The following is a 21466-nucleotide window of genomic DNA, read 5'->3' as shown; positions in this document are numbered from 1 at the left end:
CCGGAGGAAGCATGTCCGAACAACTACCCAACCTCGATCCCGCGCTGCTCGGCGACCCGCCCCCCGTCTCCGGGCACAGGCCGCGCATCCTCCTGCTCTACGGCTCGACCCGCGAGCGCTCCTTCAGCCGCCTGCTGGTGCTGGAGGCCGCACGCCTGCTCGAACGCTTCGGTGCCGAAACGCGGATTTTCGACCCTTCCGGGCTGCCATTGCCCGATGATGCACCGGTGGAGCATCCCAAGGTCCGCGAGTTGCGCGACCTGGTGCAGTGGTCGGAAGGCCAGGTCTGGTGCTCGCCCGAGCGCCACGGTGCGCTGTCCGCGGTATTCAAGGCGCAGATCGACTGGATTCCCCTGGCACTCGGGGCGGTGCGCCCGACCCAGGGCAAGACCCTGGCGGTGATGCAGGTCTGCGGCGGCTCGCAGTCGTTCAACGTGGTCAACCAGTTGCGCGTGCTGGGTCGCTGGATGCGCATGTTCACCATCCCCAACCAGTCCTCGGTTCCCAAGGCCTACCTGGAGTTCGACGAAGCGGGCCGGATGAAGCCATCGCCCTACTACGACCGGGTGGTCGACGTGATGGAGGAGTTGTTCAAGTTCACCCTGCTCCTGCGCGAGCGCACGGACTTCCTGGTGGACCGCTATTCGGAGCGCAAGGAAAGCGCCGAGCAGCTTGCCGCGCGGGTCGACCAGCGTTCGCTCTGAACCGCGTCCGCCTCACTCGCGCCCCGGCGGATGGCCGAAGCGCGCGCGGTAGGCATGGGTGAAGTTTTCCGGACTGGAGTAACCCAGGCGATAGGCTATCTGCGCGATCTGCCAGCGACCCTCGCGGACCATCTGCCGGCCGATCTCGAGACGCCGGTCGCGGACGTACTGCAACATCGAGCGACCGAACTCGTTCTTGAAAATCCGCCGCAGGGTGGTTTCGCCGACCCCCAGTTGGCGCGCCAGTTCGAGGCTGGCCGGCGGCTCACCGAGGTTCGCCTCCAGCAGGCGGCGCGCTTCATGGGCCAGGTCGCGCTGGGCGCGTGGGGTGCGCGCGCGACGAAGGTCCGCGCCGCCCAGGTAGGCGGCCAGCTCCACCAGCAGGCCCAGGGTCAGGCTCTCTTCGTGCAGGCGTCCGAGGGCGCCGCGGTATGGATTCTGGTAGAGGCGCTCGAACAGGGCGGTGATGGCGCCGCAACGAGACAACTGGGTAAAGCTCGCGCCGTCGCCCTTCAGCCGCGCCAGCGGCCGCAAGGCGCCATCGCCGGTTTCCAGTTCCTCTTCCAGATAGCTGGCGGCGATCCGCAGCCCGCCCAGGCGCACGCGGCTGCCCGCCGGCAGGATATCGAAGGCCTCCATCGGCTCGCCGGTGCCGAGCACCGAAGGACCGCCCAGGTTGTAGAGATAAGGCTCGCCGCCGTCGACGCTGTGCCGCCACTGGCCGTCGAACATCTGCACGATGCACAGGCCTTCCGGCAGCACCTTGTGGGTTCGCAGCGGCTCGGTGAAGCTCAGGTCGCAATCGAAATACTGCATCGACGGGCGCACCGTCCGCGCCTGGTAGTGACCGGTGGCGCTGCCGAGCATTTCGCGCGCGTCGAGGATCTGCGACTGGCTCAGGGGTGAAGGAGCGTCGAAATAGAGCTCCGTGTCGTGGTAGGGATTCCAGCTTTCCATGGCGTAGGTATCGGTGGGACGCAACCATCTGAACCGGTTCAGGCAGCGGCTTTCCAGGATGGTTCCGTGCGCTGATCGAACCGAACCTGTGGGCGACGACGCTTTTCCTGTGAGCGGCGGCCGCCTCGGTTGTTCGTGGCTCGCGCCTGTATTAATAGATGCGCCCCTTTTACATCGCGTTGCCAAAGGGGGCGAGAATGATAGCAAAGTGGACTGCGGCACTGCTGATGGGCGCACTGGCGTGGGGATCCTGCACGGCGCAGGCCGAAGAGGCGCGGCCGCCAGTCGCCGACAAGGTGGTGGCCTACCAGGGCCAGCAGGGGCTCAAGGTCTGGACCCTGCGTATCGGCGAAGCGGCGGCCGGCGAAGCGCTGTTGCAGGTCGAAGGTCTGGACCACGACTGGGACCGCCTGATCCACAAGGTAAAGGTGGAAAAGAGCGCCAGGGACAGTCGCTACTCCACCGAACTGAACGGCAGCAAGTATGTGATCCTGATCGTGCGCGACGGCTGGGGCGAGCTCTACCTGCCCGGCGAACAGCAGACGCGGCAGGTCGCCTATAGCGAGTCGCTGTCGTCCGCAGGCGAGCCCCAGGCATTCCTGACCGACTACCTCGAGCAGAAATAAACGCGGATGAGCCACGATACGCTGCGGGTAAGGCTGCTCGCATTCCTCTTCCTGATTCCCCTGGCGCTCTACGCCTGGTCCGCCGTGCAGGCCTTCCGGGTCGACTCGACCCTGCACGACGAACAGTTCATGCGCGACTGGAGCGCCTCGGTGCGCAACGACCCGGACGCCGCCGGCGCCATTCCCCGTCACCTGTTCCGTCCGGCCTATGGCGTCGAAGGTCATCTTCACCAGTTCGCCGAAGACGCCGAGGCCATCCGCCGCGACCATCCTTGGCTGGCTCTGCGCGGCTGGCTGGCCGCTATCGGCAAGCTCTGCGCGCTGGCGTCGGCGCTGGTCGCGGCCGCCTTGCTGGCGAGACTGGAATACGACGGGCGCCGCTCGATGCGCTCGCAAGCCTACCTGCTCGGCCACCTCGCGCCGGCCTGGCGGCGCCTCGGTCGACTGGTCCCGCTGCACGCTGGCCTGCTGGTCGCCGCCCTGGCCAGCCAGTTGCTCTACGAAGCGCTGTGGAGCTACAGCCACTGGCACAGCCACGGCTTCGTCGCCCTGCTCTTCTCGCTGCCGCTGTGGCTGCTGTTCCTCGGCGGCCTGCTCATGCTGCGGCGCCTGCGCGGCGAACTGCTGCCGCTGGAGGAACCGGTGCTCCACCTGCTCGGCCGCGAACTCGACCGGGTCGCCGCGCCCGGCCTCTGGCAATGGCTGGGACAGATCGCCGACCGCGCCGGAGCGCCGCTACCGGACCATGTCGTCACCGGCATCGAGCACTGCTACTTCGTCACCCAGGCCAAGGTCCTGCTGGCACCCCGCGGCATTCCGCTGGAGGGACGTACCCTGTACATCCCGCTGACCTATGCCTCGGTCATGAGCGAGGCCGAAAGCGCCGCGATCATCGGCCACGAACTGGGCCACTTCGCCGCCGGAGACACCGCCCACGGTGCCTCCCTGTCGCTCCTGCAGCGGCAGGTGCGCCTGCGCATCGAACGCATCGCCGCCCCCGAGGATGGGCGTGTCGGCCTGCTCGGCAAGCCGGGCCTGTGGGCCGCGCTGTACTTCCTCGATCGCTTCGAGCGCGCCTACCTGCACTGGAATCGCCGCCAGGAACTGGCCGCCGACAAGGTCGGGGCGCTGGTAGCCGGCGCGCGGGTCTTCGCCATCGCGCTGCTACGCACCTGCGCCCTTGCAGGACTGATCGAACGCCTGCTGGCCAGCCCGCAGACGCGCAACCTGGTGCATGCGCTGACCGACCATCTGCGCGGGAACGCCCTGGAACTGGACGAACACGACAGCGCTCGCCGCCTGGAACACCCCTTCGACAGTCACCCGCCGACCTACCAGCGGATCGCGGACCTTTCCCTGGCGCTCGACGACGATCTGCTGCGACAGGCAAGGCGCATCGTCAGCGCCGACGACACGCAGTGGCTCAACCGCCTGCTCGATGCAGGCCACGGGGAAAGCCGGTGATCCCGCCGGGCGCGCAAACGCCCTGCCCCGCCGGGACAAGGGGCGACGAAGCCACGCAGTTGCGGCGCTTCGTCGCCAGCGTCCCCAACCGGATAAGCATCGGCGCCGCCCGTGGCGCGGCGCCGCTGTCCGCCCTGCTCGGCCTGCTGCTGCTCGGCGGCGCCTGGACCTTGCGCGACCACCCCGGTCCCGGCCATGAGGCGGCGGCGCTGTGCCTGCTGGCGGCGGCCGCCCTCCTCATGTGCCTGGCCTGCCTGCAGCGCAACGCCAGGAGCGCGCCGTTCCTCGTCCTCGGCCAGGGGCGCCTGCGCGCCCGCAGCCTGTCGGCGCCGCTGGACCTGCTGGAGGTCGCCGACCTGCGCCTGGAGGACGGGGTCTGGTTCTCCGCGATAGTCCTCGAACTGCACGGCAAGGCGCTACCGGCACCATCCACGCGCCCGCTCGATCCGTTCGCCGCGCGTGCCGTCAGCGAATGCCGGGACGGCCCACGGGTTCGCCTGCTGTCCCCCGGCTGGCGCCTCAACGGTCGCAACCTGTCGCTACTGGAAGCCGCGGAGGTCATCGACCTCTACCTGGACATCGCCCGCGCCCAGGCCCGGCTCCGCCAACTGGGCGAGATCCCGCCCAGTGCTTCCTCTTCACTCCCAACTCCAAGGATATTTCCATGAGCAACCAGGAACCCCGGGACCTCGTCTCCAACCTCGCCGAAACCCTCGGTGCCGAACACGAAGAGCTGAACCAGGCGAAGACCGCCGAGGTCATCGCCCACCTGGAGCGGGTGATCGCCAACGTACCGCCGGCCACCGAGTTCACCAATACCCGCAAGTACGTGGTGCTGGGTCCGCTGCTGAGCATCGTGCCCTTCATCATGACCGGCATGTGGTTCTCCCAGGGCAAGCCGGGGGTCGGCGTCGTCGGCTTGCTGCTCGGCCTGTTCGGGCTGTTCCTCGGCTACCAGCATCGCAACTCCGGCAAGACCCCCTTCATGCGCCTGACCCGTACCCAGCTCTGGGCCGACAGCCTGTCGGCTCCGGTCGAGCTGGCCGACGTCATCGATTTCAGCGTCAAGGCCGACATGCTGCAAACCACCCAGACCCTCCACCTGCGGCCCGAAACGCCGCTGCCGACCCATCGCGCCGTACGCCAGGTGTTCGCCTCCCAGGCCATGGCCTTCAAAGGCAAGGACCCGCGCATCACCATCATGTCGGCCGGCCTGCAGAGCGATGGCAAGAAGCTGGACTGCGACGACATGGCGGCGATCCTCGACGCCTACATCCAGGCCGCCCACGCCCAGCGCTACCTGCAACAACTGCGCAGCCAGGGCTGAGTGAAGGGCACGGTCCATCCGCGAAGGCTGCTGCTTTGCCTGGTGCTGGTTCCAGCGCTGCTGGCGGGGCTCGGCGCCTGGCAGTCCTGGCGCGCCGAGCAGCAGGCCGAGCGACTGGGCGCCGCGCAGCAGCGGGTCGAGCGCGCGCTCGCCGAAGCGCGGGCGCTGCCGCCGAGGGCCAGCGTCCGGGTGGACGGCCGGGCCTATGTGCGCGACCTGGCCCTGGCGCGGCTCGACGAGCAACTCGCCGACACACGAAGCGCACAGCGCCTGAATCGCTTCGCCGCCGTCCTCGCCGATAGCGGAGCCTGCCTGGCGGCGCTGGTCGCCGTATTGGGAGCCGTCTCCCTGGCCGGCATCGCCGGCGCCGCACGCAGCGCACTGCGCTCGCGTCGCTGCCTGCTCCTGTGGTTCGAGCTGGGCCGACGCCTGCTACCCTGCCTGCTCCTCGCCCAGATCGGCCTGCTCGCCCTGGCCCTGGCCTGTGCCGGAACGTTCGAGATCCTCGGGCTGTGGCGGGTCGGCCAGGTTCCGGTCAGCGAAGGACGCACCCAACTGAGCGTGGCGCTGATCCTTCTCGGCCTGCTGGCGTCGGCGTGGCAAATGCTGGCGAAGATCAGCCGCTTGCGCCTGCGCCCGGCGCCGGCCCTGGATGTCATCGGCCGCCGGCTGGGCGAAGAGGATGCACCGGAACTCTGGACGCTACTGCGCGAGCTGGCGGCGCGCCTCGACACGCCAGCCCCGCAGCACCTGTTGGTAGGTCTCTGCGACGGCTTCTACGTGACCGCCAACCGCGTCTGCCTGCAACCTTCCGGCGAGCATCTGGAAGGACGCAGCCTATACCTCTCGCTACCGTTGCTGGGCCTGCTGGACCGCGCCGAACTGAGTGCAGTGATCGCTCACGAACTGGCCCACTTCGCCGGCCGCGACGCCCATTACAGCCTGCGCTTCCTGCCGATCTACCAGGGCGCCGCGAGCCAACTGGCCGCCATCGAGGAGCAGGAAGCCAACGTCTTCGAACGTGCGGCACTGGAACCGGCGCGACTATTGGCCGGGTACTTCCTCGAACGTTTCGGCCTCGCCGTGAACCACTGGAGCCGCCTGCGCGAATTCGCCGCCGACCGCCGCGCCGCACAACTGGCCGGTGCGCCGGCGATGGCCTCGGCCCTGCTGCGCAGCGCGGCGGCCGGCGCGCCGATACGGGCGTTCCTCGAACACTGCCTGCTCGCTCCGGCGCGCGCGCCGGACAACCTGGTGGACGCCATCCACGTCTACCTGGGCCAGTCCGGCCTGGAAGCACCGGCCCCCGGGGCGGAGGGACTCCAGGTCCATCCGCAGGATACCCACCCTCCGCTGGGCCTGCGCTGCACGGCGCTGGGAGAGAGCTTCGAACGCACCTGGGCCGGGACCGCCGGCCGGGCCGTTCCGACACGACCGCCGAGCCAGGCGCTGGGCGTCTGGTTCGGCGCCCCCCTGGCGTTGAGCCGAGCGCTCAGCGCCGACCTGCTCGGCAAGACCTGTGAGAATCCCCATGCAAGAAACTGACGAAACCCTCGACGAACTGCCGCCGCTGGAAGCCCGCTGCGAGATCCGCGAGGTCTCGCGGGGCACCGCCTGCGTTGCCCTGCTCGCTGGCCTGGTGGCTGGCGCCACCGGTCTCTGGCTCGCTTCGCTGCCCCACGCCTGGCGCCTGGCCAGTGGCCAATGGCTGTTCTGGCTGCCAGCCGCGCTGCTGCTGGGCGGCGGCCTGTACGCCTGCCTGGCGGGCGTGTTCCTCTACCGGCGCCACGGCCAGGTCGCGCTCACCCTGACGCCGGAGAGCATCGCCTTCGCCAACGCGCCGCAGGTGCCGATGTACACCTTCCAGTCGCTGGAGATCGAGCGCGGGCGCTGGCTGGAACTCACCTTCGCGACCACCTTCGACTGCACGGCGCCGAGCTTCGACAACCATGCCCGTTTCGACCCGCGGGCTTTCGCCCGCCCCGAAGCCCGCGCGGTGGCCGGCGGCAAGCGGGTCAAGCTGGCACTCTGCGGCGCCGCGCTGAACGGCCAGAAAATGGAGCTGGAGCCGCTCGCACGACTGATCTACCGGTACATCCTCGCCGGCCATCGCCAGCGCGCCCTGCAACATCATCGCGCGCCCGGAAGCGACGGCAGCGGGGCCTGAAGCGAGCAACGCTCAGGCTGCGCGCTGGCGTTGCCAGTCCACCGCAGCTTTCAGGCGCGCCACCACCTTGCGCACGAAGAGCGGGTCGTCCGCCACGCAGAGTTCCGCGCTGACCCACTCCGGCCAGCCGGTCCCCTGGCGCTCGCGAGCACCCAGCAGGCGCTCGACTTCGTCGCGCACGGCGCACTCCAGGCGTTCGCTGGCACGATTGCGGGACAGGTGGAGGCGCAGGCAAGCCTGTTTCTCGCGCTCCAGGGCGCGGCGTCGGGACAGCGGCAGTTCGGCAAGGTTGTGGCTCATGATCGGTGCTCCTTGTCGCGCAGGCAGGCGATTTCCGATTACTGTACATCCATACAGTAATCGGAATTGACGACGCTGACAAGGGCTGGCCGGGTAGCGCGAACAAGCGCATCCGGCACTTCAGAACTGGTATTCGACCCCGGCTCCCGCGTACCAGGACAGCCCGGGGGCCGCTTCGTAGTAACGCCGGTTGCCGTCGCCGACGATGACCGAGCCGACGTACTGGCGGTCGAACAGGTTGTCCAGGCGCACCAGCTGGTGGAAGGCCCAGGCTCCCAGGCGCTGCTCGAAGCGGGTGCGCCAGTTGAATACCGCATAGCTCGGCGCGGCCTTTTCGCTGTTGCTGTCCTCGACGTAGACCTGGCTGCGGTACATGCCTTCCCAGCCCATGCTGATGCCCTCCGCGGGCTTCCACACCAGTTCGCCGAACAGGCTGCTTTCCGGCACGCCCGGCAGGTGCTTGCCCTTGCCGATGGTCTTGCCGCCGGCCTCGAAATCCGAATCGTAGGTGGCGGATAGCCGGGTATAGGCCAGGTTGGCGTTCCAGTGCTCGCTCAGTTCGCTCTCCAGGCCCAGTTCGAAGCCGCGACGCAGGGTCTTGCCGGCGTTCTGGTAGCTGGTGCGACCGCCGAGGGAGCTGGCGACGACGATCTCGTCCTCGGTGCGGATCTGGAAGATCGCCGCGTTGACCCGCGTATTGCCCCACAGGCGCGCCTTCAGCCCGGCTTCGTACTGGCTGCTGGTGGCTGGCTTGAGGCCGAAGTTGAAGACGTCCGGCGCGTTCGCCGCCACCGGCGCATAGGCCATCTCCGCCTGGGTCGGAGTCTCGAAGCCCTTGCCGGCGCTGAGGTAGCCGTGCAGGTCGGGGGTGAAGGCGTACATCACCGAGAACGACGGGGTGTTCTTCCGGTAGCGCCGCGAGCCGCTGGCATCGCCGTTGCTCAGGTAGCGGTCGTCGACCTCCATCTTCATGGTGCTGTGGCGCACCCCGGCCTGCAGGGTCCAGGCGTCGATGGCCCAGCTCGCCTGCAGGTAGGGATCGAGGCTGGTGGCGGTGTCCACCTCGTCGCGGCGCAACTCGCCCTTCACGCCGAGCTGGTCGCCGTTGAAGTTCTGGTAGCCGCGACGGTCGTCGCGGCTCTGGTCGTAGTCGAGGCCGACGGTCAGGTTCAGCACGCCCGGCGCCTGGCGTACCGGTTGCAGCCAGCGCACGGTGCCACCGTGGAAGTCGCGGTCGAAGTCCACCACGCCGCCGCCACGCTGACTGTTGGAGGCCACCCCCCTGGGGATCGACAGATACTGCACGACACTGCGCTTGCCCACGTAGGCGTTGACCTGCAAGGTCGCCTCGCCGAAGTAGCGCTCGTAGTTCATCCCGGCCTGCTGGTGGTCGATGCTCTTGCGCGTGTCGTACAGCTCGGCGTTGGCGGTGACGGAGCGCGGGTCGTGCTTGTAGGCGTCCCAGGTCTGCCCCAGCGGATCTTCAGTGTCGTTCTGTTCCAGGCTGCTGTAGATCAGCGCCAGGCGGCTGTCGGCGTCGGGCCTGAAGTTGAGCTTGGCGAAGGTCTGGTCGCGGCGCGCGGCGCTGTGGTCGCGGTAGCCGTCGGTGTCCATCCGCGAGGCATCCACCAGGAAACCGACCCCGTCGCCCTCGCCTTCCGTGTACAGGTGGTTGCGGCTCAGGCCATCGCTGCCGACGGAGGTTTCCGCGCCGACCCGCGGGGCGCCCTGGCCGTCGCGGGAGACCATCTGGATCACCCCGCCGGCGTTGCTGCCGTAGATCGTCGAGGCCGGCCCGCGCAGTACCTCGATGCGCTCGGCGACGTCGAGGTTGAGGGTCGCGGCCTGGCCCTGGCCATCCGGCGTACTGGCCGGGATGCCGTCGGCGAGCAGCTTCAGCCCGCGGATACCGAAGGCCGAGCGGGCGCCGTAGCCGCGCGAGGAGATTTGCAGGTCCTGAGCGTAGTTCTGGCGGTTCTGCACCACCAGGCCAGGTACCCGCGGCAGGACTTCGGAGAGGTTGATGCCGAGCTGGCCGTCGGCGATCTGCCGACGCTCGATGCTATCCACCGAGAACGGCAGGTCGAAGGTGTCGCTGGGGTTGTAGCTGCCGGTCACCACCATGGGTTCGAGGCTGCGTCGCTCCTCGCCCTGGACGGCGCAGGCGATGGCCAGGCCGCAGAGCGCCAGGGAGCCGGGCAACAGGTGGGAGACGAAGCTGGGTCGGGGTCGGGACGGCATGCAGGGTTCCGCGGGTCGCAAGGTATCGAAGGGGCTTTGCCAAGGGCGGGAACGCGCCTCCCCTTGGCAAAGCCCCTTCCGGGCCGAGGCCCGGAAGGCCGGGAGCCGGCTGTGGGCTCCCGGTGGGCGGGTCATTGCCTGGGCAGGGCGTAGGCGATGATGTAGTCGCCCATGCGGGTACCGAAGGAGCCGTGTCCGCCAGCGACGATCAGCACGTACTGGCGACCGTCCTTGCCGGTGTAGCTCATCGGCGTGGCCTGGCCGCCGGCCGGCAGGCGCGCCTGCCAGAGCTGCTTGCCGTCCTTCACGTCGTAGGCGCGCAGGTACTGGTCGAGCGTGCCGCTGAGGAAGGCCACGCCGCCGGCGGTGGTGATCGAGCCGCCCATGCTCGGTACGCCGACGGTGAGGCCGATCGGCACCGGGGTGTTGTCGCGGCTGGTGCCGTTCTTGTGCTGCCAGACGACCTTGGCGGTGGTCAGGTCGATACCCGCCACGTCACCCCAGGACGGCGCCTGGCACGGCAGGCCGATGGGCGACATGAACGGATGCATGATCACCGCGTAGGGCGCGCCGGTGTTCGGCTGCACGCCGCTGGTCTCGCCCTCGCGCTTGCTTCCGCTGGGCACCTTGTCGCGCGGCACCATCTGCGAGACGAAGGCCATGTAGTTGGGGCTGGTGAAGAGGATCTGGCGCACCGGGTCGACCGACACCCCGCCCCAGTTGAACACTCCGACGTTGCCCGGATAGATCAGGCTGCCCTGCTCCGACGGCGGGGTGTACTGGCCCTCGTAGCGCAGCGAGCGGAACTGGATGCGGCAGAGCATCTGGTCGAACGGGCTGCTGCCCCACATGTCGCGCTCGGTCAGCGGCGGGCGCAGCAGGTTGAGGTCGGAACGCGCCTGGGTCGGCGCGGTATGGTCGCCCTCCACCGCGCCCTGCGGCGCCGGCACTTCGCGGATCGGCACGATCGGCGTGCCGTCGCGGCGGTCCAGCACGTACAGGCTGCCCTGCTTGGTCGGCGCGATCAGCGCCGGCTTGACGCCATCGGCGGTCTTCAGGTCGAGCAGGGTCGGCTGGCTGCCGACGTCCATGTCCCACAGGTCGTGGTGGGTGAACTGGTAGTTCCAGCGCAGCTTGCCGGTGTTCAGGTCGAGGGCCACCAGGCCGGCGCTGAACTTCTCGGCACCGGGGGTGCGGTTGCCGCCCCACTGGTCGGGCATCTGGTTGCCCAGCGGCAGGTAGACCTGGCCGAGCTTCTCGTCGACGCTGGCCAGCGACCACATGTTCGGCGAGTTGCGGGTATAGAACTTGCCGGGAGCCAGGGGCTCGGTCTCGTCCGGGTTGCCGCTGTCCCAGTTCCACACCAGCTTGCCGTCGTGCACGTCGAAGGCGCGGATCACCCCGGACGGCTCGTTGGTCGACTCGTTGTCGGTGACGTGGCCGCCGATGATCACCAGATTGCGGGTGACCGCCGCCGGCGAGGTGGAGTAGTAGCCGCCCGGGGTGAACGGACCGATGCCGGCCGTCAGGTCGACCGCGCCCTTGACCCCGAAGTCCTCGCAGACCTTGCCATTGTCGGCGTTGATCGCGATCAGACGGGCGTCGGCGGTGGGCAGGAACAGGCGCCGCGGACAACTGGCGGCGACCGCCTTGCCGGCCTCGGAGAGCGCGGCCGGCGGCGCGCCGACGTCGCTCCTGGCGTACTGCTCTTCGTCGTAGTAGGAGACGCCACGGCAAGTCATGTGGGCGAAGCCCTTGAAGCCTACCGGGCTCTGGATCTGCGGATCGAAGCGCCAGATTTCCGCGCCGGTGTCCGGGTCGAGGGCCAGCACCTTGCTGTGCGCGGTGCAGGCGTAGAGCATGCCGTTGACCTTCAGCGGGGTGTTCTCGTTGGTCAGTTCGAGCGGATCGTCGGCGGTCGGCAGGTCGCCGGTACGGATGCGCCAGGCTTCCTCGAGCTGGCCGACGTTGGCCGGGGTGATCTGCTTCAACGGCGAGTAGCGGTCGCCGAACTCGGTGCGCCCGTAGGCCTGCCAGTCGCCGTCCGGCATCGCCGGGGCGGTGCTGGTCATGCCGCTGTCGCGGTCGATGCGACCGACGATCTGCCCCGGATTGGTGAACTGGCTGCCCACCGCGGCGGCGCCGGCCAGGACCACCGCCACGCCCAGCGCCGCGGTGCCCAGCGGCGCCGGACCGTCGGCCAGCAGCGGGCGGCGGAACCAGGGTAGCCAGAGCAGCAGGCCGAAGACGAACCACAGAGCCAGGCGCGGCACCAGTTGCCACCAGTCCAGGCCGACTTCCCACAGCGCCCAGACGGTGCTGGCGAACAGCACCAGAGCGTACAGGCCTAGCGCCGCACGCTTGCCCAGCAGCAGCAACAGTCCGCTCAGGGCCAGGCCGATGCCGGCCAGCAGGTAGTACAGCGAGCCGCCCAGGCTCGCCAGCTTGATGCCGCCGACCAGCAGCGCCAGGCCGGACAGCAGGATCAACAGGCCGAGCAGGCTCGGCAGCAGGCGCGATCGACTGCGGTTACCTTCGCTCATCGTCCGGTACTCCCTTCGGGGTTGATGACAGGCATTGCTTACTCTCCTATTACGTTCTGCACGCCGGGCTGTTCAGCCCGCCGCGCCGCGTTGGGCGGCGCTGAAGAAATGGCCGCTGGCCATGACCGAATCGCGGTTGTCCGAAGCAACAGCCTAGAACACCGTCTGGATCTTGATCCCCGCCACCAGCGCGTTGTCGACCTCGTCGACCCCGCCCGGCTGCTTGATGTATTGCAGGTTCGGCCGCACCGTCAGCCAGTCGGTCACATGCACCCCGTAGTACAGCTCGGCGTTGTACTCGGTGTCCTGCAGCGGCTGGTACAGCGGGTTGTCGTAGTCGTCGATGCCGTTCACCTGGTTCACCAGGCGCTGGCGCTTCTTCACATCGTCGTTGACATGGATGCGCGCGATGCCCAGGCCGATGTCGTCCTTCGGCCGCGCGTCGAACGGACCCTTGTAGACCACCCCGAGCTGCTGGTAGTTGTCCACCACGTTGGTCGCCTTGTCGTGGACCGTCAGGTTGGCGAACAGGCTCAACCCGCGCGAGGCATCGCCGTTGTGCGAAGTGACCTGCTGCTGCGCCACCACCCACCAGCCATGCTTGCTGCCGCGCGACTTGAAGTCGTTGCCGGTCAGCCCCTGCGGCTGGCCGTCGACGTCGTCGTAGACGTCATCGGCCTTCGCCGTGCTGTAGTAGTAACCCAGCCGGTACTCGCCCGGCAGTTGCTCGGCGCCGACCTTCGGCTGCCAGATCAGCTCCACCGGCAGCAGCGCGCCCTTGGTCCCGCTGCCGCTCATCTTGAAGCCGTTGCCGGTCTTCAGGTTCGACGGGTTCTGCTCGTAGGCGCCGACCTGCACGTACCAGTCCGGCGCGAAGTTGTACTTCACCCGCAACGCCCACTGGCTGACCGGCCAGTTGTACCAGATGCTCCCCGCCCAGTTGCCCACCTGCGAGCCGCAGAAGGCCAGGTTCTGGAAATCGCAGGGGAAGCTGTTGAAGTCCTCGCCCTCGCCGAAACGGCCGAATTTCACGTCCAGCGCGCCGTCGAAGTACTGCTGCTTGAGCCACAGCTGGGTCAGCCGCCAGGTCTGCCCGCGGCCCCAGACCTCCTGCACCGAGCTGATGTGCCCGGCACGCGGGTCGCCGATGCGGTCGTTGGAAAGGTTCTTGCCGTTGCGCTCGGTGACGGTGAACTGGAACTCGGTAGCCTTCCAGCCGAGGATCTTCTCCAGATCCATGTGCACGCCCAGGGCGAACTGGTCGGTGTAGCGTCCGGTCTTGTCGTCGTCATAGCCGCCATCGAGGTTGGCCGCCGCCTCGCCGACGTACTCCAGCTTGAAGTCGTAGCCCTTCTCCAGCAGCTCGGTGCGCTTGCCGCCCCAGTCGCCGAGCATCCATTTCGAGTTCGGCGAGAACGCCTCGGCGGCGTGCACCGCGTTGCACAGCAGGGAGGCGGACAATAGGCCGCCGGCCACGGGGCGCAGGGCCGGGCGGAGAAGATGGGATTTCACGCGAACGCTTCCTCGTTGCGAATGGTCGACTGGCCGCACGCAGCGACCGCTCTACTTCCTCGATAACCTTGCAAGGAGCAAGGGTTTATGAAGAGGACTCATGATCTGAGCCAAGCAGAACAATGGTTAATTTGCGAATGATAAGGTCTTTGCAAGTAAAGCTGAAACGTTTCAGGCTGGAAAACAGTGTTACGGAAACGACAACGAAGCCAGGCGGCGGGCCTTCGAGCGGGTCACCCGGGTGGTGGCCGTGGCGGGACGGGGACAACGCAGGGAGTGGCAACAATCTGAAACCCATGAACGCGCTTCACGTTGTTGCCGGGAGCGGAACAATACCCGCCTCAGAGTTCGTCGCGCAGATAGGACCAGGGGTAGATACCGCGCTCGTGGCCATCGTCGAACAGCAACTGCACGCCGTAGCCCTGCAGGCGGATATCGCGCAGGCGCACGCCCTGCTCCGCCGCGACGATCCGTCCGCGCAGGCGCTGCGCCCGGCATTGCGCACAGGGACAGGCGGCGCGCAGGCGAGCATGGTCGATCCGGCTGACCGCGCCGTCCGCCCATTCGAGCATCAGCCAGCCGTCCCTGGCGGAATTGCGCAGGCGCAGCGGCGGCTGGGTCATGCCGGCACCCGCAGTTGCGCCAGGGCGATACGCACCGCCTTGCGCACCTCGGGATCGCCGTCGCCTTCGGCGACCCGCAAGGCCTGGGCCGAGGCCGGGTCCGCCAGTTCGCCGAGGGCCAGGGCGGCCTCCTTGCGCAGGTTGCCGATGGGATGGCCGAGCAATGCTTCCAGCGCCTCCCGCGCCGGGCGGTGGCGCAAGCGCCCGAGCGCCCGCGCGGCGCGCAGGCGGACCTGCCAGTAGTCGTCCGCCAGGGCCTTCAGCAGCGGCTCGCCGGCCTCCTCCCGGCCCAGCTTGCCAAGGGTCGTCGCCGCCTCTTCGCGAACCTGCCATTGAGCGTCCGCCAGCGCCGCGCAGAGCGCCGGCAGCACCGTCGCCTCGCGGCTCAGGCCGAGGGCGCCGGTGGCCGCCCGGCGTACCTCCGGGTCGACATCGGCGCTGGCCAGCCTGGCCAGTTCGGCCAGGGCCGGCTGGTGGCGGAGCCAGCCGAGTACCGCCACCGCCTCGCGGCGCACCGCCGCCTGCGGATCGCCGAGGGCGGCCAGGGCCGGCACGGCGCTCTCCTCCAGACGCAGTTCGCGCAATGCACGCAATACGCTGGCGCGGACGAAGGCATCGGCATGCCCGAGCCACGGCAGCAGGCGCCGCCCGACGGCCGGTTCCTTGAGTTCGCCAAGGCTCTGCGCGGCGGCATCGGCCACCGCCGGCACCGGATCGGCCAGGGCCGCACAGAGCGCATCGACCACCGCGTCTTCCTCCCAGGCCTCCAGCAGGCGCGCGGCCTCGCCGCGCACGCCGGGGTCGGGATCGCCGCGCAGGGCCGCAATCAGCAACGGCAGCGCCTCCGGCAGCTCCAGGTCGGCCAGTTCGATCAGCGCCAGGCGGCGTACGCCGGGGTCGGCGTCCTCCAGGCGCAGCGACAGTTCGAGGATTTCGGGCAGGGTGGCGTTTTTACAGGTCATATGGCGATCCGCAGTCGGTCCGGGGTGATGCCCGGCGGCAAGCCGAGCGGGGTCAGGCGCGGCAACTGGCGGCCGTCGTCGTGGTCGAGCAGTTCCAGGCAGTGGCGTTTCAGGCGCACGAAGTCGGCGCTGGTCACCAGCCGGGTGTCGCGAGGGCGCGGGAAGTCCAGCGCCAGGTCGGCGATGATCCGTCCCGGACGGGGGCTCATCACCAGCACCCTGTCCGCCAGGTACAGGGCCTCGTCGATGTCGTGGGTGACGAACAGCACCGTGGTGCGGACCCGCGCCCATACGTCCAGCAGCAAGGTCTGCATCTTCAGCCGGGTCTGCGCGTCGAGGGCGCCGAAGGGCTCGTCCATCAGCAGCAGGCGCGGCCGGTTGACCAGCACCCGGGCGATCTCCACGCGCTGCTGCATACCCCCGGACAGTTGGCCGGGCCAGCGCCCGGCGAAGTCCGCCAGCCCCACCAGTCCGAGCATCTCCATGGCGCGCCGGTTGCGCTCGGCGCGGGCCAGGCCCTGCATCTTCAGGCCGAAGGCGACGTTGTCGCGGACCCGCCGCCAGGGGAACAGGGTGTGCTGCTGGAATACCATGCCACGCTGCGGCGAAGGTCCTTCCACGCTCCGGCCGTCGACCCTCACGCTGCCGGCGCTTGGCCGCAGGTGGCCGGCCAGGGCGCCGAGCAGGGTCGACTTGCCGCATCCCGAAGGCCCGAGCAGGCAGACGAACTCGCCCGGCCGCGCCTCCAGGTTCAGATCGCGGACCGCCTCGAAGGCTTCGCTCCCCTGCCCCAGGCGGATGCTCAGGTCGCGGATCTGGATGCGCCCCAGGCTGTTGCCGGCCGTCGTCATCGGACCTTGCCTCCCGCCGCGTACCAGGGCGTCAGCGACGCGCCGACGCGCTTCACCAACCCACTGCTGCCCATGCCGAAGAGGCCGATGAGCAGCATGCCGACCACCACCTCGTCGTAGTTCTGGATGTTGTAGGAAGCCCAGGTGTAGTAACCCAGTCCCCATTGCCCGGAGATCATCTCGGCGGTCACCAGGCAGAACCAGGAGGTGCCCATGCCGATCGCCAGGCCGGTGAAGATGCCCGGTCCGGCGCCGGGCAGCAGCACCTCGCGCAGCAGCGCCCGGCGCCCCGCCCCCAGGCTGCGCGCCGAAGCCAGCAGGCGCGGATCGAGCGCCTCCACGCCATGCACGGTATTGAGCAGGATCGGGAACAGCGCGCCGGTGAAGGTAATGAAGATCATCGAGGCCTCCGACGAAGGGAACATCAGGATCGCCAGGGGAATCCAGGCCACCGCCGGGATCGGCCGCAGCACTTCCAGCGGCGGCAGCAGCAAGGCCTCGGCCCAGGCCGAGCGGCCGATCGCCAGGCCGAGGGCGATGCCCAGCGCGGCGGCCAGCAGATAGCCGGCGAAGACCCGCGCCAGACTGGCGCCGAGGTGCGCCAGGAGCACGCTGGACTGGGCCAGGTTGCAGGCCGCCAGCAACACCGCACCGGGCGTCGGCACGTTGGCGAAGGTCACCAGGCCCAGATTCAGTTGCAGACCGGCGGCGAGCTGCCAGAACGCCAGGCAGGCCGCCAGCGAAGCGGCGCGGGTGGCCCAGCGCCAGGGTCGGGAGATCGGAAGCGAACTCATGGGCGGACTCCGAAGACGCCCGCCTCAGCGGAGCGCCAGCGCCTGCTGGCTGGCGGCGGCAAAGTCGCGTACCTCGCCGCCATGGCGGCGGGCATAGTCCTGGGCCTGCTCGCGGAGCAGGAAGGCGTTGAGGCGACCCTCGCCGTCGCGGACGAACCACGCCTGGTTGGCCAGCAGCTTGATCCCGCTGTCACGATCCTGGGCGTAGATCGCACGAATCGCCTTGCCCTGCGCCTTCAGCTCGGCAAGATCGGCCAGGGCCGACTCCGGCGAAGCGTAATGGCGCACCCTGGCCTCGCCCTTCACCCAGATCTGCGCTACCCGTTCGAACTCCTCGATCGGCCGGCCGCTGCGCGCGTCGCTGGCGCGCAGCGGCGACGGTGCGTAGTCTGCCAGCGCCGCCTGGTAGTCCAGCCCGGCCTGACGGTAGGCCTCGCGGATGTAGCGGTCGTCGACGAAACGCTCGACGTCCAGCCCACGGTCGGCCTTCTTCAGCAGCTTCAGGGTGTCGATGGAGGTCGCCAGCGCCTGGCGGTATTCGGGTTTCCAGGCCTGGTCGCGGGTCTGCAGGCCGAGCGGACCGTGGAACAGGTAATTGACCTCGGCCTCGATGCCGGTGACCTTCTCGATCAGCTCGCTGTATTTCTCCGGTTCGGCGGCCAGCAGTCGATTGGCTTCGATGCTCGCCCGCAGGTAGGCCACCACCACCTCCGGATAGCGCTCGGCGTAGGCGGCGTCCACCAGCGCGCCATGGAAGGTCGGCGCGTTGGCCTGGGAACCGTCGTAGATCTTGCGGGCGAAGCCGCGATTGGGGAACAGCTCGGCGAAGGGTACGAAGTCGGCATGGGCGGCAATCTTGTTCGCCTGCAAGGCCGAACCGGCGATTTCCGGCGGCTGGGCGATGATGGTCACGTCGCGCTGCGGGTCCCAGCCTTGCGCCGCCACCGCGCGCAGCAGCATGCCATGGGCGGTGGAGGCGAACGGTACGGAGATGGTCTGGCCTTTCAGTTCGGCCAGCGACTGCACCGGCGAGCCGCTCGGTACCACGATGCCGTTGCCGCTGCCACGGGTGCTGCCGGACAGCACGCTGATGAACAGGCTGCGCTTGCCGGCGGCGGCGAAGGCCACGCCGTTGAAGGTGCCGGGAAAGTCGGCCATGGCGCCGAAGTCGAGCTTGCCGGCGACCATCTCGTTGGTCAGCGGTGCGCCACTGGTGAAGTTCTTCCACTCCACCCGGTAGTCCGCATCCTTGTAGCGGCCGTCGCGCGGCAGGTATTTCTCCAGCAGGCCCAGCTCGCGGATCAGCAGCCCGCCGGCGGCGCAGTTGATGGTGGTGTCCTGAGTGCCGATGGCCACGCGGATGGTTTCCGCCTGGGCACCCAGGGAAGTCAGGGCCAGCGCCAGGCTGGCCAGGATTGCACGCAGTCGCATGGGGATTCCCCTCGAATCATGGTCATGGGAATCGTCTCCGCCACCCGGACGGTGGTGGGAAACGAGGGGTGTTTCAGGGTGGCGTCCGGGAGTGGCCGGATGGCGGGTTCTGCCTCGCTTGCCGGGAGCGGGCGTCAGCGCAGCAGGTAGGGAATCTCGACCTTCACCGCGCCGGTCGGGCAGTCCTTTTCGCAAGGCATGCAGTACCAGCACTCGTCGTAGGCCATGTAGGCCTTGCGGGTGGTCGGATCGATGGCCAGCAGGTCCATCGGGCAGACCTCGACGCAGACGGTGCAGCCCTTGTCGGCGATGCAGCGGTCTTCGTCGATGGTCACCGGGGCGCTGCTGCGGAAGAAGATGTCCTGGGGTCGGTAGGCCATGGCACGCGGTCCTCGTGGTTCGATCTGGCCCGCTTTCGTGGCGGCGGGCTCGGTGTCTAGCGGTACTACGCCGGGGCGTGGGGCCCTAGGCGGCGTCGTTCCTCAGCCGCAGGCGCTGGTAGGCCTGCTGTTCGCCCTCGTCGATGGCGAACAGGTAGGGTTCGACCGGTTTCCTGAAGCTGGCCATGCGTCCCTGCTCGTCCTTCTTCAGGTGCGCGTGGCAGAACCAGGCAGCGTCGTCGCGCCGCGGATAGTCCACCCGGTGGTGGTACAGGCCCCAGCGGCTCTCGGTGCGGAACAGCGAGGCGCGCGCGGCCATCTCCGCGCAATCGCGGATAACGCTGACTTCCAGGGCGCGCATCAGCTCGTGGGGGTTGTCCGCCTTGATCCGCTCCAGGTCCTCGGCGATGGCCTGGATGCGTTGCAGGCCCAATTCCATCTTGCGGGTCACCTTGGGCGGTTGCAGGTAGTCGTTGACCAGCCGGCGCAGCTTGTACTCCACCTGCGCCGCCGGCAGGCCATGCTCGCGCAGCAGCGGCGCCTCGATCCGCGCACGCTCGCGCTCGACCTGGGCGCGGTCGACCGCGCTGAAGGCGCGCCCGGCGACGTATTCGGCGGCGTTGCGCCCGGCGAACCAGCCATAGGTGAAGGCGCCGAGCATGTAGTTGTGCGGCACCGCGGCCATGTCGCCGGCAGCGTAGAGGCCCTTCACGCTGGTCTCGGCCTTCTCGTTGACCCACACGCCGGAGGCCGAGTGGCCGGAGCAGAAGCCGATCTCGGAAATGTGCATCTCGACCATCTGCTGGCGGTAGTCGGTGCCGCGCCCGGCGTGGAACTGCCCGCGACTGGGGCGTTCGTTGCCATGGAGGATGTCCTCGATGGTCTGGATGGTTTCCTCCGCCAGGTGGTCGAGCTTGAGGAACACCGGGCCATTGCCGCCTTCGAGTTCCTGGTGGAACTCCCACATCATCTGCCCGCTCCAGTAGTCGCATTCGATGAAGCGCTCACCCCTGGCGTTGGCGGTATAGCCACCCAGCGGGCCGGTGACGTAGGCACAGGCCGGGCCGTTGTAGTCCTTGATCAGCGGGTTGATCTGGAAGCATTCCAGGTTGGCCAGCTCGGCGCCGGCATGATAGGCCATGGCGTAGCCGTCGCCGGCGTTGGTCGGGTTCTCGTAGGTACCCATCAGGTAGCCCGAGGACGGCAGGCCCAGGCGGCCCGCCGCGCCGCAGCAAAGGATCACCGCCTTGGCGCGGATCACATGGAAGTCGCCGCTGCGGCAGTCGAAACCGAGTACGCCGTTCACCGCGCCCTCGGCATCGGTGAGCAGGCGGGTGCAGACCAGGCGGTTGGCGATGGGGATCCGCGCACGCTTGAGCTGGCGGTAGAGCACCTTCTTGATGTCGTGCCCTTCCGGCATCGGCAGCACATAGGCGCCCATGTGGTGGACCTTCTTCACCGCATAGTCGCCGGTCTCGTCCTTTTCGAACCTGACGCCCCAGCGATCCAGCTGCCGCAGGGTCTCGAAGCTGTGGCTGGCATAGGCGTAGACCGCCGCCTGGTTGACGATGCCGTCGTTGGCCACGGTGATTTCCCGGGTGTACTGCTCGGCCGTGGCGTGGCCGGGGACGATGGCGTTGTTCAACCCGTCCATGCCCATGCTGATGGCGCCGCTGCGCTTGACGTTGGCCTTGTCCACCAGCAGCACGCGCAGTTCGCGGTCGTGCTCCTTGGCCTTGATCGCCGCCATCGGCCCGGCGGTGCCGCCGCCGATCACCACGATGTCGTATTCCTGCTCCAGGGTGTTCATGCCCGCTCTCCCTTCTGCCGATCGATGCGCAGGCGATACTGGAAAGCGTCGCCGCGGTAGTAGAGGTATTCGAAGTCCAGCGGCGCGCCGTCGGCGGCATGGGTCAGGCGCTCGATACGCATGATCGGCGCGCCCTCCTCGACCGCCAGGGCGCGGGTCAGGTCGGCATCGGCGAGCACCGCGTCGATGGCCAGGTCGGCATGGCCGAGGGGAATGCCGCAATCGTTCTCGAGGATCAGGAAGATGTCACGGGTCACCAGGTCGGCCTTCTCCAGGCGCTCGCCGAGCGCCTGCGGCAGGTAGGTGACTTCCAGCGAAACCGGCTCGCGGTTGACCAGCCGCACCCGCTTGATCTCGCACACAGGGCTGCCCTCTTCCACCCGCAGGCGCTCGGCCACCCGCGCGCCGGCCGGCACGTAGCGCAGGCCATGCAGGCGGTTGATGACCTCGTAGCCCATCTGCGTCATGGACTCGCCCAGGCCTTGCAGGGTGCTGACGTTCTGGAACGCCTTCGGCCGGGCGACGAAGGTGCCCTTGCCGTGGATCTTGAAGATCAGCCCTTCCTTCTGCAGGTCGCCGAGCGCCTGGCGCACGGTGATGCGGCTGACGTCGAAGGCCTTGCCCAGCTCGTTCTCCGAGGGCATGCGGCTGAGCGGCGGGTAGACGCCGTCGAGGATGCGCCCGCGCAGCAGCTCCTTGAGCTGGCTGTACAGCGGCACGGGAGAAAGCGGGAGCAGTTTGCCCATGGTCGGATTCGCTTGTCGGAGTGGCTCG

At 68.6% G+C, this 21466-nt stretch carries 20 protein-coding genes; 7 read left to right on the top strand and 13 right to left on the bottom strand.

Going from position 1 to position 21466, the window contains the following annotated elements:
• The first annotated feature begins 11 nt into the window (after positions 1-11).
• Positions 12-704 (top strand): arsenical resistance protein ArsH, encoded by a 693-nt coding sequence (gene arsH, locus ACI766_RS14160; RefSeq protein WP_031805315.1) that lies wholly within the window; start codon positions 12-14, stop codon positions 702-704.
• 12 nt (positions 705-716) lie between these two features.
• On the opposite strand, the gene ACI766_RS14155 is transcribed toward arsH, so the two are convergent.
• Positions 717-1571 carry a helix-turn-helix transcriptional regulator gene (locus ACI766_RS14155; RefSeq protein ID WP_003122741.1) on the bottom strand — a complete coding sequence of 285 codons (855 nt, stop codon included), beginning with the start codon at positions 1569-1571 and terminating at the stop codon, positions 717-719.
• A gap of 287 nt (positions 1572-1858) precedes the next feature.
• Here ACI766_RS14155 and ACI766_RS14150 point away from each other — a divergent pair, with 287 nt between their 5' ends.
• From ACI766_RS14150 to ACI766_RS14125, 6 genes are read left to right on the top strand one after another with little or no spacing between them, the layout of a single operon-like run.
• Positions 1859-2287, top strand: a complete 429-nt coding sequence (locus ACI766_RS14150; RefSeq protein WP_003089323.1) for a hypothetical protein — start codon at positions 1859-1861, stop codon at positions 2285-2287.
• A gap of 6 nt (positions 2288-2293) precedes the next feature.
• Positions 2294-3751: a M48 family metalloprotease gene (locus ACI766_RS14145; protein WP_034022128.1), complete on the top strand. Its 1458-nt coding sequence runs from the start codon at positions 2294-2296 to the stop codon at positions 3749-3751.
• Complete coding sequence (locus tag ACI766_RS14140; protein ID WP_003122739.1) at positions 3748-4419, top strand: hypothetical protein; 672 nt, start codon at positions 3748-3750, stop codon at positions 4417-4419. The genes ACI766_RS14145 and ACI766_RS14140 overlap by 4 nt, the downstream gene beginning before the upstream one ends.
• Entirely contained in the window at positions 4416-5078 is a 663-nt protein-coding gene (locus ACI766_RS14135; protein ID WP_003089328.1) for a hypothetical protein, read from the top strand. Before ACI766_RS14140 ends, ACI766_RS14135 begins: the two co-directional genes overlap by 4 nt.
• Positions 5079-6623, top strand: a complete 1545-nt coding sequence (locus ACI766_RS14130) for a M48 family metallopeptidase (protein WP_003117821.1) — start codon at positions 5079-5081, stop codon at positions 6621-6623.
• Positions 6610-7245 (top strand): hypothetical protein, encoded by a 636-nt coding sequence (locus ACI766_RS14125; RefSeq protein WP_009876436.1) that lies wholly within the window; start codon positions 6610-6612, stop codon positions 7243-7245. Before ACI766_RS14130 ends, ACI766_RS14125 begins: the two co-directional genes overlap by 14 nt.
• Before the next feature lie 12 nt (positions 7246-7257).
• Here the strand turns inward: ACI766_RS14125 and ACI766_RS14120 are convergent, their stop codons facing one another.
• The 12 genes from ACI766_RS14120 to ACI766_RS14065 form a co-directional block, all read right to left on the bottom strand.
• The gene (locus ACI766_RS14120; RefSeq protein WP_023115335.1) at positions 7258-7545 is read right to left on the bottom strand and encodes a hypothetical protein; all 288 of its coding nucleotides are present in this window, start codon (positions 7543-7545) and stop codon (positions 7258-7260) included.
• A gap of 120 nt (positions 7546-7665) precedes the next feature.
• Positions 7666-9786 (bottom strand): TonB-dependent receptor family protein, encoded by a 2121-nt coding sequence (locus tag ACI766_RS14115; RefSeq protein ID WP_033979732.1) that lies wholly within the window; start codon positions 9784-9786, stop codon positions 7666-7668.
• A 131-nt stretch (positions 9787-9917) separates the two neighbouring features.
• Positions 9918-12329 carry a glucose/quinate/shikimate family membrane-bound PQQ-dependent dehydrogenase gene (locus ACI766_RS14110; RefSeq protein ID WP_058148763.1) on the bottom strand — a complete coding sequence of 804 codons (2412 nt, stop codon included), beginning with the start codon at positions 12327-12329 and terminating at the stop codon, positions 9918-9920.
• 153 nt (positions 12330-12482) lie between these two features.
• Entirely contained in the window at positions 12483-13841 is a 1359-nt protein-coding gene (oprB, locus tag ACI766_RS14105) for a carbohydrate porin OprB (RefSeq protein ID WP_023104355.1), read from the bottom strand.
• A gap of 341 nt (positions 13842-14182) precedes the next feature.
• On the bottom strand, positions 14183-14464 hold the full coding sequence (locus tag ACI766_RS14100) for a DUF971 domain-containing protein (protein ID WP_003113105.1): 282 nt from the start codon (positions 14462-14464) through the stop codon (positions 14183-14185).
• Positions 14461-15426 carry a HEAT repeat domain-containing protein gene (locus ACI766_RS14095; RefSeq protein ID WP_023114386.1) on the bottom strand — a complete coding sequence of 322 codons (966 nt, stop codon included), beginning with the start codon at positions 15424-15426 and terminating at the stop codon, positions 14461-14463. Before ACI766_RS14095 ends, ACI766_RS14100 begins: the two co-directional genes overlap by 4 nt.
• Positions 15423-16277 carry an ABC transporter ATP-binding protein gene (locus ACI766_RS14090; RefSeq protein WP_003113103.1) on the bottom strand — a complete coding sequence of 285 codons (855 nt, stop codon included), beginning with the start codon at positions 16275-16277 and terminating at the stop codon, positions 15423-15425. The genes ACI766_RS14095 and ACI766_RS14090 overlap by 4 nt, the downstream gene beginning before the upstream one ends.
• Positions 16274-17071 (bottom strand): ABC transporter permease, encoded by a 798-nt coding sequence (locus tag ACI766_RS14085; protein WP_003113102.1) that lies wholly within the window; start codon positions 17069-17071, stop codon positions 16274-16276. The genes ACI766_RS14090 and ACI766_RS14085 overlap by 4 nt, the downstream gene beginning before the upstream one ends.
• A gap of 24 nt (positions 17072-17095) precedes the next feature.
• Complete coding sequence (locus ACI766_RS14080; RefSeq protein ID WP_003113101.1) at positions 17096-18502, bottom strand: ABC transporter substrate-binding protein; 1407 nt, start codon at positions 18500-18502, stop codon at positions 17096-17098.
• Positions 18503-18636: 134 nt separating this feature from the next.
• Entirely contained in the window at positions 18637-18882 is a 246-nt protein-coding gene (locus tag ACI766_RS14075) for a ferredoxin family protein (RefSeq protein WP_003089354.1), read from the bottom strand.
• A gap of 85 nt (positions 18883-18967) precedes the next feature.
• Complete coding sequence (locus ACI766_RS14070; RefSeq protein ID WP_003113100.1) at positions 18968-20692, bottom strand: fumarate reductase/succinate dehydrogenase flavoprotein subunit; 1725 nt, start codon at positions 20690-20692, stop codon at positions 18968-18970.
• The gene (locus ACI766_RS14065) at positions 20689-21438 is read right to left on the bottom strand and encodes a GntR family transcriptional regulator (protein WP_003113099.1); all 750 of its coding nucleotides are present in this window, start codon (positions 21436-21438) and stop codon (positions 20689-20691) included. Before ACI766_RS14065 ends, ACI766_RS14070 begins: the two co-directional genes overlap by 4 nt.
• Positions 21439-21466 lie beyond the last annotated feature (28 nt).

Source organism: Pseudomonas sp. DL (assembly GCF_047199225.1).
In the GTDB taxonomy this organism is placed as follows: domain Bacteria; phylum Pseudomonadota; class Gammaproteobacteria; order Pseudomonadales; family Pseudomonadaceae; genus Pseudomonas; species Pseudomonas aeruginosa.
Note: the sequence above shows the minus strand (reverse complement) of the source record. Positions and strands in the feature narration are given on the sequence as shown.

Excerpts from the sequence above, each read along its gene's own strand:
- ACI766_RS14095 (WP_023114386.1), bottom strand. The coding sequence starts at position 15,426 with ATGACCTGTAAAAACGCCACCCTGCCCGAAATCCTCGAACTGTCGCTG.
- ACI766_RS14100 (WP_003113105.1), bottom strand. The coding sequence starts at position 14,464 with ATGACCCAGCCGCCGCTGCGCCTGCGCAATTCCGCCAGGGACGGCTGG.
- ACI766_RS14115 (WP_033979732.1), bottom strand. The coding sequence starts at position 9,786 with ATGCCGTCCCGACCCCGACCCAGCTTCGTCTCCCACCTGTTGCCCGGC.
- ACI766_RS14080 (WP_003113101.1), bottom strand. The coding sequence starts at position 18,502 with ATGCGACTGCGTGCAATCCTGGCCAGCCTGGCGCTGGCCCTGACTTCC.
- ACI766_RS14110 (WP_058148763.1), bottom strand. The coding sequence starts at position 12,329 with ATGAGCGAAGGTAACCGCAGTCGATCGCGCCTGCTGCCGAGCCTGCTC.
- ACI766_RS14125 (WP_009876436.1), top strand. The coding sequence starts at position 6,610 with ATGCAAGAAACTGACGAAACCCTCGACGAACTGCCGCCGCTGGAAGCC.
- ACI766_RS14135 (WP_003089328.1), top strand. The coding sequence starts at position 4,416 with ATGAGCAACCAGGAACCCCGGGACCTCGTCTCCAACCTCGCCGAAACC.
- ACI766_RS14090 (WP_003113103.1), bottom strand. The coding sequence starts at position 16,277 with ATGACGACGGCCGGCAACAGCCTGGGGCGCATCCAGATCCGCGACCTG.
- ACI766_RS14155 (WP_003122741.1), bottom strand. The coding sequence starts at position 1,571 with ATGCTCGGCAGCGCCACCGGTCACTACCAGGCGCGGACGGTGCGCCCG.
- ACI766_RS14120 (WP_023115335.1), bottom strand. The coding sequence starts at position 7,545 with ATGAGCCACAACCTTGCCGAACTGCCGCTGTCCCGACGCCGCGCCCTG.
- ACI766_RS14145 (WP_034022128.1), top strand. The coding sequence starts at position 2,294 with ATGAGCCACGATACGCTGCGGGTAAGGCTGCTCGCATTCCTCTTCCTG.
- ACI766_RS14085 (WP_003113102.1), bottom strand. The coding sequence starts at position 17,071 with ATGAGTTCGCTTCCGATCTCCCGACCCTGGCGCTGGGCCACCCGCGCC.
- ACI766_RS14150 (WP_003089323.1), top strand. The coding sequence starts at position 1,859 with ATGATAGCAAAGTGGACTGCGGCACTGCTGATGGGCGCACTGGCGTGG.
- ACI766_RS14075 (WP_003089354.1), bottom strand. The coding sequence starts at position 18,882 with ATGGCCTACCGACCCCAGGACATCTTCTTCCGCAGCAGCGCCCCGGTG.
- arsH (WP_031805315.1), top strand. The coding sequence starts at position 12 with ATGTCCGAACAACTACCCAACCTCGATCCCGCGCTGCTCGGCGACCCG.
- ACI766_RS14065 (WP_003113099.1), bottom strand. The coding sequence starts at position 21,438 with ATGGGCAAACTGCTCCCGCTTTCTCCCGTGCCGCTGTACAGCCAGCTC.
- ACI766_RS14070 (WP_003113100.1), bottom strand. The coding sequence starts at position 20,692 with ATGAACACCCTGGAGCAGGAATACGACATCGTGGTGATCGGCGGCGGC.